General features: G+C 61.1%; 10 protein-coding genes and 1 pseudogene. 6 read left to right on the forward strand and 5 right to left on the reverse strand.

The genetic code is table 11. From position 1 onward, the window contains the following. From PMI11_RS15445 to PMI11_RS15460, 4 genes and pseudogenes are all read left to right on the forward strand, one after another. A pseudogene (locus PMI11_RS15445) lies at positions 1–419 on the forward strand (protocatechuate 3,4-dioxygenase subunit beta); the annotation flags it as partial. Between the two features lies 1 nt (position 420). Further along, positions 421–1,032 (forward strand): protocatechuate 3,4-dioxygenase subunit alpha, encoded by a 612-nt coding sequence (gene pcaG, locus PMI11_RS15450; protein ID WP_007818542.1) that lies wholly within the window; start codon positions 421–423, stop codon positions 1,030–1,032. A 120-nt stretch (positions 1,033–1,152) separates the two neighbouring features. Continuing rightward, positions 1,153–2,199: a 3-carboxy-cis,cis-muconate cycloisomerase gene (locus tag PMI11_RS15455; protein WP_007818543.1), complete on the forward strand. Its 1,047-nt coding sequence runs from the start codon at positions 1,153–1,155 to the stop codon at positions 2,197–2,199. Positions 2,200–2,261: 62 nt separating this feature from the next. Continuing rightward, positions 2,262–3,029, forward strand: coding sequence for an SDR family oxidoreductase (locus PMI11_RS15460; RefSeq protein ID WP_007818544.1), 768 nt, complete (start codon positions 2,262–2,264; stop codon positions 3,027–3,029). 291 nt (positions 3,030–3,320) lie between these two features. On the opposite strand, the gene PMI11_RS15465 is transcribed toward PMI11_RS15460, so the two are convergent. From PMI11_RS15465 to PMI11_RS15475, 3 genes are read right to left on the reverse strand one after another with little or no spacing between them, the layout of a single operon-like run. Beyond that, a complete protein-coding gene (locus PMI11_RS15465) occupies positions 3,321–5,000 on the reverse strand; it encodes an ABC transporter permease (RefSeq protein ID WP_007818545.1) in 1,680 nt (559 codons plus the stop codon). Positions 5,001–5,010: 10 nt separating this feature from the next. Beyond that, positions 5,011–5,970 carry an ABC transporter substrate-binding protein gene (locus tag PMI11_RS15470; RefSeq protein ID WP_007818546.1) on the reverse strand — a complete coding sequence of 320 codons (960 nt, stop codon included), beginning with the start codon at positions 5,968–5,970 and terminating at the stop codon, positions 5,011–5,013. Then, entirely contained in the window at positions 5,963–7,117 is a 1,155-nt protein-coding gene (locus PMI11_RS15475) for an ABC transporter ATP-binding protein (protein WP_007818547.1), read from the reverse strand. The genes PMI11_RS15470 and PMI11_RS15475 overlap by 8 nt, the downstream gene beginning before the upstream one ends. A gap of 467 nt (positions 7,118–7,584) precedes the next feature. Between PMI11_RS15475 and PMI11_RS15480 the strand changes: the two genes are divergently transcribed. Next, positions 7,585–8,415: an MBL fold metallo-hydrolase gene (locus PMI11_RS15480; protein ID WP_037071460.1), complete on the forward strand. Its 831-nt coding sequence runs from the start codon at positions 7,585–7,587 to the stop codon at positions 8,413–8,415. On the opposite strand, the gene PMI11_RS15485 is transcribed toward PMI11_RS15480, so the two are convergent. Both PMI11_RS15485 and PMI11_RS15490 read right to left on the reverse strand, forming a co-directional pair. Next, entirely contained in the window at positions 8,397–9,164 is a 768-nt protein-coding gene (locus PMI11_RS15485) for a polysaccharide deacetylase family protein (RefSeq protein WP_007818549.1), read from the reverse strand. The genes PMI11_RS15480 and PMI11_RS15485 overlap by 19 nt on opposite strands. Further along, the gene (locus PMI11_RS15490) at positions 9,154–10,248 is read right to left on the reverse strand and encodes a glycosyltransferase family 4 protein (RefSeq protein WP_007818550.1); all 1,095 of its coding nucleotides are present in this window, start codon (positions 10,246–10,248) and stop codon (positions 9,154–9,156) included. The genes PMI11_RS15485 and PMI11_RS15490 overlap by 11 nt, the downstream gene beginning before the upstream one ends. Before the next feature lie 192 nt (positions 10,249–10,440). On the opposite strand from PMI11_RS15490, the gene PMI11_RS15495 reads away from it, so the two are divergent. Beyond that, a partial coding sequence (locus PMI11_RS15495; protein ID WP_007818551.1) for an adenylate/guanylate cyclase domain-containing protein occupies positions 10,441–11,797 on the forward strand: 1,357 nt, incomplete at its 3' end.

The following is an 11,797-nucleotide window of genomic DNA, read 5'->3' on the forward strand; positions in this document are numbered from 1 at the left end:
CCGGCGGCCGCTACCGCCACAAGAAGGAAACCTATCTCGCCGCCATCGACCCGAATTTCGGCGGCTGCGGCCGCTTCATCACCGACGAGGAAGGCCGCTATTTCTTCCGTACCGTGAGGCCCGGCGCCTACCCCTGGCCGAACGGCGTCAACGACTGGCGCCCGGCCCATATTCATTTCTCGATCTTCGGCCACGGTTTCTCGCAGCGCCTGATCACCCAGATGTATTTCGAGGGCGATCCGATGATCTGGAAATGTCCGATCGTCGGCTCTATTCCGGACAAGGCGGCGATCGAGCAGCTTATTGCGCCGCTCGACTGGGGTAACACGATCCCGATGGACAGCCGCGCCTACAAGTTCGATATCGTGTTGCGCGGTCGACGCTCGACCATGTTCGAAAACAAGCCGGAGGGGAACTGACATGCAGGAACTCGGCTACCTCAAGGAAACCCCATCCCAGACCGCCGGCCCCTATGTGCATATCGGCCTGACGCCGAATTTCTGCGACATTACAGGCGTCTATGATACCGACATCGGCACGCAGATGGTCAATGACAAGACGCTCGGCGAGCGCATCACCGTCAGCGGCCGCATCTTCGACGGGGCCGGCGCGCTCGTTCGCGACGCCGTCATCGAGATCTGGCAGGCCGACAGTGCCGGCCTCTACAACAGTCCCTCGGAAATGCGCGGCACAGCCGACCCGAACTTCACCGGCTGGGGCCGCTGCCCTACCCGGGCAGAAGATGGTGTCTACAGCTTCGAGACCATCAAGCCCGGCAAGGTGCCGTTCAAGGACGGCCGCAAGATGGCGCCGCACATTACGTTCTGGATCGTTGCCCGCGGCATCAACATCGGCCTGCATACACGGATGTATTTCCCGGAAGAGCAGGAAGCCAACGCCGCCGATCCGATCCTGGCGCGTATCGAGCACCGTGATCGTGTGCCCACACTGATCGCCACCCGCGACGGCGCAAACCTGACCTTCGACATCTATCTGCAAGGGCCGAGGGAAACGGTGTTTCTCGACATCTGACCCGCACGCAAACGCTGCTTGTCCGCAATGTGCCGGGCAAGTAGCGTCGTGCTGCCCTAACTTGTCCTTGAGCTTGATGCGCCGACAGGCCAGACGGGCGGTTCTGAAACGAGACTCCGAATGACCACATCCCCTTTCGACCATCCTTTCCTCTCCGGCCTGCTCGGCGACAATGAAATAGCCTCGTATTTTTCCGCCGAGGCGGATGTCCGGGCAATGCTGTCCTTCGAGGCAGCGCTTGCTCGTGCCGAGGCCAAACACGGCGTCATTCCCGCTGAAGCCGCACGGGCGGTTGGCCAGACCTGTGCAGGTTTCACCCCCGACATGGAAAGCCTGAAAGCCGCGACCGCCCGGGATGGCGTCGTCATTCCCGATCTGGTTCGGCAGCTTCGGGAGGCAGCAGGGGAAGAGGTTGCGAAGCACGTCCATTTTGGTGCGACCAGCCAGGATGTCATCGACACCAGCCTCATGCTGCGGCTGAAATCCGTCACCTTCCTCTTCGGCGCACGCCTGCATTCTGTGGTCACCGGACTTGCCGCACTCGAGCGCCAACTTGGCAACAACCGCCTGATGGGCCATACGCGCATGCAGGCCGCGATCCCTATCACCGCTGCCGATCGCATAGGCGCCTGGCGGCTGCCGTTGGAGACCTATCGAGACCGACTGACGGAGCAGACCTTCCCCATTCAGTTCGGCGGTGCTGCCGGCACTCTCGAAAAGCTTGGGAGCGAAGCATCGGTCGTGCGCGCTTCGTTGGCGCAGGAACTGGGATTGACTGATGAGCCGCAATGGCAGAGCCGGCGCGCCCATATTGCCGATCTCGCCAATCTCTACGCATTGATCTCGGGCAGCCTCGGCAAATTTGGACAGGACATCGCGCTGCTCGCCGAAGCCGGAGGCGAGATCGAGCTTGCCGGCGGCGGCACTTCCTCGGCGATGGCCCACAAGCAGAACCCGGTTGCCGCCGAAACATTGGTCGCGCTTGCCCGCTTCAACGCCACGCAGCTTTCAGCCATCCACCATTCGCTCGTCCATGAACAGGAGCGCTCGGGGGCCGCATGGACGCTGGAATGGCTTGTCTTGCCGCAGATGGTCATCGCGACCGCCGCTTCGCTGCGGCTCGCAACGGAACTCGTTGGTAATATCAAGCGTCTAGGGACGAACTGATCACCTTTGCACTCAGTCGGTAAAACCGGCTATGCAGGGGCGTTGATTTCAGGAGTGATCCCGTGACCTTTCCGCTCTTCGATCTTTCCGGCCGCCGCGCGCTGGTAACAGGCTCCAGCCAGGGCATCGGCTATGCACTGGCGCTCGGCCTTGCCGAGCACGGCGCCTCCGTCATCATCAATGGCCGAAATGCCCAGAAGGCGGAGGCGGCTGCCGAAACAATCCGGGAGCGGAAAGGTCACGCCGTCAGCGCCGCCTTCGATGTAACGGATGCCAACGCCTGCCGGTCGGCGATCGCCTATATCGAGGCGGAGATCGGTCCGATCGATATCCTGATCAACAATGCCGGCATGCAGTTCCGCACGCCCCTGGAGGAATTTCCAGTCGAAAAGTGGGACGAACTGTTCCGTACCAACGTGTCCAGCATCTTCTACGTCAGCCAGCCGGTGGCGCAGGCGATGATTGGCCGCGGCCGCGGTAAGATTATCAATATCGCCTCGGTTCAGGCCGAACTCGCTCGCCCGAACATCGCGCCCTATACGGCGACCAAAGGCGCCGTCCGCAACCTCACCCGCGGCATGGCGACGGACTGGGCGAAGCATGGTCTGCAGGTCAATGCCATCTCGCCGGGCTATTTCAAGACGCCGCTCAACCAGGCACTTGTCGACGATCCGAAGTTCTCCGCCTGGCTTGAGACGCGTACGCCGGCCGGCCGTTGGGGCAATGTCGAAGAACTGGTCGGCGCGGCCGTCTTCCTGGCGTCGGACGCATCGTCCTTCGTCAATGGCCATATGCTGATGGTCGACGGTGGGATTACGGCATCGCTCTGAGGTTAATCGCCTCCTCCGTCACCACCGCCATCACCTCCATCATCACAGTCAAAACTCACTTCTAGACCGCCTTCGGCTTGGCCACGAACTGAACGCCCTGGAAAACGAAGGTGCGCCCGCCAAGCAGGCTTCCAGGACAAGAATACGGCAAATGCGACGATGAGGATGGAAACGACCAAGAGGCCTATAAGGATCTCAGTGACTGGAGCCATGTTCACTCCAAACGTTGCTCAAGGAAATTATCTCAGCAATTTCCGCGAGAAACAAGAACATCTCAATTTTGAGTACGCCTCAATCCGCAACCATATTGCCACGCCGCATCAGCCCCATCAGGATCAGCGGCAGCAACGTCGTGATGCAGATGGCGATGAAGGCCATCGCCATACCAAGGCCGATCGAGCCCTGCTCGAACTGACGCCAGATGAAGGTCGCGATCGTCTGCATGCCGACGGGTGCGACGACGACGGAGGCGACGAGCTCACGTGAGGCAAGCGCGAAGACGAGCAGCATTGAGGAGGCAAGGCTCGGAAAGACGAGCGGCAGCAGGATACGCCGGAAGGCCGTGATGCCGCTCGCGCCACAGACGCGGGCAGCCGCCTCCAGATTGTCGCCGATCTGCTGGAAGGCCGCCGTCGTATAACGCACCGGCTGCGGCAGCAGGATGCAGCAATAGGCAAGCAGCAGGATGAGGCCGGTATTGTAGGGCGTGAAAGGCAGGCCCGGCATGTTCCAGGCGAGGATGAGACCGACGGCTACGACGATACCTGGCAGCGCATTCGGCAGGATCGTCATGACATCGATCGCCATGCGACCGGACATCTTCGTCTTCACGACAGTATAGGCGGCCGTAACGCCGATCAGTCCCGTGATCAGCGCCGTGCCGATGCCCAGCGAGAAACTGTTGATCAGCGCCGTCACCGCGCCAGCGCTGTTGCCGAAGACCGCGATGAAATTGTCGAGGCTGACATTGTCGAGGGCAAGACCGCCGGAGATCGTTCGCGCTAGCGCGGTCGTAAGGATTGCCAGCAGCGGTACGCCGGTCGCAAGAAACGCCACGACGCTAAAGGCAATCATGACGGGTAGCTTCAGTGCGCCAAGCGGACGCTTGTCTTTTGCCGTCGGCTTGCCGCCGACCGTCTGGTAGGAGCGCCGCGCCAGGATCCAGCGCTGCAGCAGGAAGGTGACGAGCGACATGGCGACCAGCACCAGCGACAGGATGGCCGCGCCCGGCAGATCGATCGGCCAGTCGGTGACCCGCAGGTCGATGCCCGTCACCAGCACCTGGAAGCCGGCACGGCGCCCAAGCGCTGCCGGCGTGCCATATTCCTCGATTGCAGCGGCAAAGACCAACATCAGGCTCGCCGTCAGGCCGGGCGCCGAGAGCGGCAGCGTGATGCGCCAGAAAGCGCGCGCCGGCGAGGCTCCGAAGACGCGGCCGACATCCGCATAACGTGCGCCGACGGCCTCGACCGTGCGTGACACCGCGAAATAGACGACGGGGAAGGTGTTGAAGGCCATGACCAGCGTCATGCCGAAGATCGAAAACAGGAAGGGTGCCAGATTGAAACCGGCGAGTTGCTGCAGATAACCGCGCGGCTGCAGCGTCATGATCCAGCCGAGCGTGGCGATATAAGGCGGGATCATGAAGGGCACGAGCAAAAGCACGTCCCAGACAGGCGCAAAGGGAATTCTGTAGAGGGCGCGGAAGACGCCGAGCGGCACGGCGACGAGCGCCGAAGCGAGCACCACGCAAGCGCCGAGCAGGATGGTGTTGCCACCCATACGGATGAGCGAGCTGTCTGCAAGCGTCGCATAAAGCGACGAGAAAGGGCTAGCAAACGAGCCCTGTCCTAGTTCGGGAAAGATGCCTTGCAGCACCACCGCAATGAAGGGAACGGCAACGATGAGAACGAGACCCGCTGTTGCCAGCCAGGCGGCAGGAGCCGTGCCGCCGATGCCGTTTCCTCTCATTGTCTGGACCTTACTTGGCGCCGTAGAGATCGGCGAAGGTCTTCAGCGTTTCCTTGCGCTTGCCGTAGACAGCAGCCGTGTCGTATTTCAGGAGCGTCAGGTCGCTGATCAGCGGACGGCTGGCGGCAACGTCGGTGCGGGACGGCATCAGCATTTCACCGGCAACCAGCGCCTGACCTTCGTCAGAGAGCATGTAGTCGATGAACTTCTTGGCGTCGTCCTGGTTCTTCGACGACTTCATGATCATGGCCGGACGCGGCGCGATGACCGTACCGGACTTCGGGAACACGACTTCAATGCTCTCGCCCTTCTTCTGGGCAGCAAGAGCGATGTAATCGACAGCGCCGAAGACGACGGCCTTTGCACCCTGCAGAACCGGGTTCAGGGCGTCGGCGTTGGCACCGGCGATGATCGCACCGTTGGCCTGCAGACCCTTGAAGAGCTTCCAGTCGTCCTGGCCGCCGAGAGCGGCGGTCAGTTCGAAGGAGGAGCCGGACTGCGCCGGGTCAGGAATGTTGACGAGATCCTTGTATTCCGGCTTCGTCAGGTCAACCCATTCGGAAGGCTTCGGCGTGCCGCTCTTGGTGTTCCAGACGATGCCCAGAGCCGAGATGCCCTGCGCGACAGCGCCTTCGGACTTCAGGAAGTCCGGAACCTTTGCGGCGTTCGGGCTCGAATAGTTGACGAGCCAGCCGCGCTTGGCAAAGTCGTTGGCCGTATCCCAGGACGCCGAGATGACGACGTCAACGACAGGGTTCGCGGCTTCGGCTTCGATACGGGCCATGACCTTGCCGGTCGTTGCCTGGAAAACATTGACCTTGACGCCGGTCTGCTTGGTGAAGCCGGCCGACAGCTTGTCGATCAGGCTCTGCGGGCCAGCGGTGTAAACGGTGACGTCGGCATGGGCGACGCCGGCCATCAGGGCGGCGGCGACGACGCCAAAAGTGATGCTCTTCAATGACTTAAACATGTTCCAGTTTCTCCTCTATGGATTGGTGTATTTTCTGCTGAAACCAACGGATTTGCGCTGCGTCGATCGAAAGGCCGATCATCTCGCCGGCGCGCAGCTTGGCGCGGCTCAGAACCTGCAATTCCAAGCCGGGCAGACCGGAGAGCGAAACGCTTGCCAGATGCCCATCGCCGCGGAACTGCGAACGCAGCACGGTGGCGGCTAGTCGATCGGGAGAGGCTTCACCGGCCGAGATGCAGGCGACCGGGATCAGCACGCGAGCGCTGTTACCGGCAACTCCTTCAGCCTCGGTCAGCACGATGTCGCTGTCCTTGAAATACCAGGCACGTCCGCGCCGCTCGATATCGACGAGGCAGCCAAGCCTCAGGAAGTCGGCAACCTCCGGCGTCGCCGGCCGCTCGATCAGGTCATCCGGCGAGGCAAGCTGCTCGATCAGGCCGGACCTCATGACCGCGACTTCATCGGCAAGCGTCAGCGCTTCGCTATGGTCGTGCGTCACATAGATCGCCGTCAGGCTGAGTGTGGAAATGAGCTCGGCGAGTTCGCCCACCATGTTTTCGCGCAATTCGCGGTCGAGGTTGGAAAGCGGTTCGTCGAAAAGGATGAGCTGCGGCTCGGCGACGATGGCGCGCGCAATCGCGACGCGCTGCTGCTGGCCGCCGGAGAGATCACTCGGCTGCCGGTCGACATAGGCCGAAAGGCCGACGCGTTCGAGCGCCCGCATCGTCCGGGTCTGACGCTCCACCCTGCCGACGCCGCGCATTTCGAGCGGAAAGGAAACATTGCCGCCGACCGTCAGATGCGGCCAGAGCGCATAGTCCTGGAAGACCATGCCGAGCCCGCGCCGCTCCGGGGGGACGAAGGCGCCGGTCGCACCGTCGGCAACGGTGGTGCCGGCAATCGAAACAGCTCCCTTGGTCGGCGCAAGCAGGCCTGCAACCAGCCTGAGAAGCGTGGTCTTGCCGCAGCCCGAAGGGCCGAGCAATGCCAGCGTCTTTCCCTTTTCCAGAGAAAAATCAATGCCTTTGAGAATCTGCGTTGGCCCGTAACTCAATTCCAGACCCGCCGCGGCAACGGCAGAGGGCGATCGAATTGAGGGGGCGTTCATGGGCAGACCAAATGTCGCTTTAAAGAAAGTATGCGACATTTAGGCACCCCGGATGACAGCTTTGCGACGGATTTATTTCAGTTTTGTGACAATGCCTTCTGCAGAAGCGGACGTTGGCCTCTCGTGCCGGGCTCCACGATTAAGACGCAGCCCTTCCTGCAACCCACTTTGCCGCTGGCCATCTTCGACACAGTTTTCATGCCGTTTCGGGGCTTCAGCTCCGCCAAAAGCAGGGGATTTGCATTTTCGGTCGCGCGCAACCATTTAAGATGCATGATCCCGCGGGAAATGTCGCGACCTCGCATACGCCGGAACGTTTACAGAAAACGAACCATACCGGCTTGCATTCTGAGCCAAAAGCCGATTGCTTAGGAAAATCTACTTCTTCTTCGGCTAGCCGTTAGAAGAGTGCGAGGGGATATAGGCAAACCCGTGGAATTCTGCAGCTTCGCATCGGGATCGATGGTGACTACGATGACGAAGCGGGAAAGCTGGTTTGAAGGAAAATGAGTAACGATCTGTTTCAGGTAAAATTTTGGGGCGTTCGGGGAAGCATTCCCGTATCAGGCCCGGAATTCGACCGATATGGAGGCAACACCTCCTGCATAGAAATTCGCTGCGGCGAGCACCGGATGATCTTCGACGCAGGCTCTGGACTGCGCGAGGCTGGCCTTTCGCTTCTTGCGGATGAAGTCCACGATGTCGACCTCTTCTTCAGTCACTGCCATTACGACCACATCATCGGCCTGCCCTTCTTCAAGGCGATCTACTACCCATCGATCAACGTGAACATCTGGTCCGGCCATCTGGACGGCAAGATGAGCACGCGCGAGATGGTCGAGCAGTTCATCAGCCCACCCTGGTTTCCGGTAAAGACCGATATCTGTCAGGCGACGATGAACTTCCGCGATTTCCATGCGGGCCAGACACTGACCCCACATGAAGGCGTCGAAATGCAGACCTACATGCTGAACCATCCGGGCGGAGCGATCGGTTATCGCATCCACTGGAAGGGCCGCATCGTGGCGCTGATCTACGACATCGAGCACATTCCGGGCACGCATGATCCGGTGGCGCTTGAGATGATGAAGGACGCCGATCTCGTCGTCTACGACTGCACCTATAACGAAGACGAGATGCAGCGCTTCAAGGGCTTTGGTCACTCTACGTGGCAGCACGGCACTGAACTTGCAAAGATGGCAGGCGCAAAGCGCTTCGCCTTGTTCCATCATGCGCCGTCGCGCACCGATGAACAACTTGCCGTCATGGAAAGCGAGGCGCAGGCTGCCTTTGCCGGCGCCTTCGCCGCCCGCGACAATCAAGTCATCGAGATATGATCCTGCACCAGGGTGCCTGCTGAAACCCATTCCACTGCGGGATGGCCCGCAGTCGCCTCGAAGAGTTCTGCAAGGAAATCCCAGGCCGCCGCATCATGCACCAGATGATGCCCGAGCACGCCGATCGGCTCGCTGCTGCCCTCGAACCTGTCCTGCAGCTCCGCGACCAGTTCGCCCATCAGGTCTGCCATTGGCCGGCCGCCACGGGTGCCGTGCCAGTCCATAAGGTCGACATGGGAGTTAACGATGGCGAGCGGGCTTTCGCCCTTGACGCGTCCATAGGTCGAAAGGGATTCGAAGCCGAGTGCCGGCAGCTTGGGAATAAGACCCTTGTCGATCCGGTTCCAGGGCGGAACCAGCATGGCCAAAAAGCGTGTCGGATAGAGATCCTTCAGCTTCAGGAAGCCTTCATAGAGCTCGCCGAGAATGGTCTCTTCCAGCCGTGATCCACCGAGTTCCTGTTTCTTGTCGTCAGGTCCGGCATGATTGTGATGCGCCCAGCCGTGAACCGCCACGCTGACATGCGCCTCGTCCGCGAGCCGCTGAGCGAGCGGTGCGCCGGTAAAGGCCGGAATGACCGCAAGCGTGACGGGAATGCCGTAATTTTTCGTCTCGGCGAGCAGTCGCTCCAGCAGTGCCGTCGGCTCGATTGCATCGTCATCCCGCAGCCAGAGCTGCGCCACGCGGCCAGCGTTGCGCCAGCGCTCCAGCTCCCGATACAACCGCTCGCGGATGCTGCTATCGATCATGTGCTGCTCCTGCATGATTGCGTAGGATCAAATCCAGTTCTTTCGACGCGCCGGCAAGCGAACGCTCGTCGAGGACGAAACGGCGGGCAGCGGATGCCATAACATCACGGCGCCCTCGATCATCCAGCAGTCCGGCAATGGCCCACGCATAGGCTTGCATATCGCCATCGGGCGTCAGTAGCCCGGTCATATCCGCCTTCACCACGGCGGGCACGCCGGCAGTCCTTTGCGCCACGACAGGAAGGCCCGCCGCCTGCGCTTCGAGATAGGCAAGTCCATAGGCTTCGCCGCAACCCGGCCAGACATAGATGCCGCTCTTCGCAAGCAGGTCGGCTATCTCTTCCGGCTCCCTCTGGCCGTGCCAGTCGATACGACCGGGGGCAAAGCCCGCAAACAGTGCTTGCACATCAGTCTTTAGTGGCCCGTCGCCAATGATGCCGAGCGTCCAGGGCCGATCCTCGATCATGAGCAGTGCCGCAGCGAGCATCTTGTAGCTCTCTATCTTGTCACCGGCCCGCATCATTGCCACGCTCACCAGGCGTTGTGGATCAGGAGCAGGCGTCACCGCCTCGAAGAGTGCTGTGTCGATGAAGGGCTTCACTCCGGCGATACGCGCTTCGGGAAAGACATCTTCCAATCCGTTCCGGTCGCGTTCGGTAAAGGCGATATTGACCGCCGCCTGGCGGATCGCCTCGCCCACCGGTTTCTGGAACAAGGCCCACCCCATCCCGTCGCGCTTTCGCGAATAGGAGGCTTCGGCCGTAACGTAGGGAATCGTGAATTCCGCCGCGATTGCCGGTCCGAAGAGATCGGGGGATTTGTAATAGGGATGATAGCAGAACCAGAGCTCCGGCTTCGGCTCCTCCCGGCATTTGCGCCGAAGCCGCTCAAGCTCCTCTTCGGCCCTCGCCAGCGCTTCGGCCCCCGCTTCCGGCGTGCCGGCATGGATGCGGAATTCGGACACGACCTCGACCGAATGCCCGGCCACCTCCAGCGCCCGGATCAACAGCCGCGCCATCAACCGGTCGCCTGAGGGCACCGGATGATCAGGCGATTTCATCGGCGCGTAGAAGGCAATCCGCATCGCGACACTCCGCGTATGACAGTGTGTTTCCAATCGGCGCTCGCGCCGTAAGCGAAAATTTCCGCTATTGTCACTATCCTTGAATGATACAGACAGGCATACCGAAGCGATCGTGATTAGACGAGACGATAATTCCGCCCTTTTTCGTCTTCTCTAGTGCATTTGCGATTTGAGCTTCAAGAACAGGAATTGATGACGACGGTCTGGGCCACAGGGATTTTTTCGGAGCGCACGATCAGGAAGGCCAGGCTCGGTTCCGGCCTTGTGATGTTCGTCTTCATCATCCTGCATATGTCGAACCATGCGTTGGGGCTCATTTCGCTGACGGCGGCCGATGATGCGCGCCAGCTATTTCTGGCGATCTGGCGCAATCCGCTGGGCACCCTCCTCTTCTACGGCTCGGTCCTCGTCCATATGACGCTGGTGCTGCGTGGGCTCTACATGCGCCGCAGCCTCGTCATGCCGAAGAACGAGATGGCACAGATCGTTCTCGGCCTTCTGATCCCGCTGCTGCTTATCGACCATGTCATCGGCACACGCATCGTCCATGCGCTCTACAGCTATACCGACAATTACGAGACGATCGTTCGTACGCTCTGGATCAACGCGCCTGATAACGGCGTACGCCAGACATTTGCGCTGCTTGCCGTCTGGATCCATGGCTGCATCGGCATCCATTTCTGGCTGCGCTATCGGCCCTGGTACGACAATTCGTCATCGCTGCTTCTGGCCATCGCCATCCTCCTGCCGGTGCTAGCGTTGCTCGGTTTCGTCGAGATGGGTCGCACGCTGTCCGATCCTTCCTACATAGAGTCAGAATCCGGCCACTACGAAGAAACGATCAATACCCGCTATTACAACGATCCTGAGGCGCGCGAGAAAATCGCGACGATCCGCGCCGGGCTCTACGGCAGCTTCTCCGCAGCACTCGCCCTCGTCATTCTGGCGCGGGCACGCCGCAGGCTGAAAGAGCGGGCAAACCAGGTCGCGGTCCATTATCCCGCTGGCGAGACGGTACGTGTGCCCCGCGGCTTCACCGTGCTGGAGGCAAGCAGGCTTGGTGGCCTGCCACACTATTCGGTCTGCGGCGGCAAGGGCCAGTGTTCCACCTGCCGCGTGCAGATCCTCGGCGATTATTGGACCCTGCCGCCGCCCGACAAGCTGGAGCAGACGACGCTGAAGCGCATCAATGCGGCACCCGATGTGCGCCTCGCCTGTCAGCTCCGCCCGGATAAGGACTTGACCGTTGCGCCGCTGCTCGTGCCGCAGACGGAGGCTGCCCTTCCCGCCAACAGCCAGGAAACCAGCCCCGGCCGCGAGCGCGAGATCGCCGTGCTCTTCTGCGACATGCGCCATTTCACCACGCTGACCGAGACCCGCCTGCCCTTCGACGTCGTCTTCCTGCTCAACCGCTATTTCGGCATTGTCGGCAAGGTAGTGGAACAGGCCGGCGGACGGCTCGACAAATTCATCGGCGACGGCGCCATGGCACTCTTCGGCCTCAACACCACGCCTGAGGAAGCCTGCCGGCAGGCTATGGCAGCCGCAA

Origin of the sequence: Rhizobium sp. CF142, from assembly GCF_000281145.1 — a bacterium.
GTDB lineage: Bacteria > Pseudomonadota > Alphaproteobacteria > Rhizobiales > Rhizobiaceae > Rhizobium.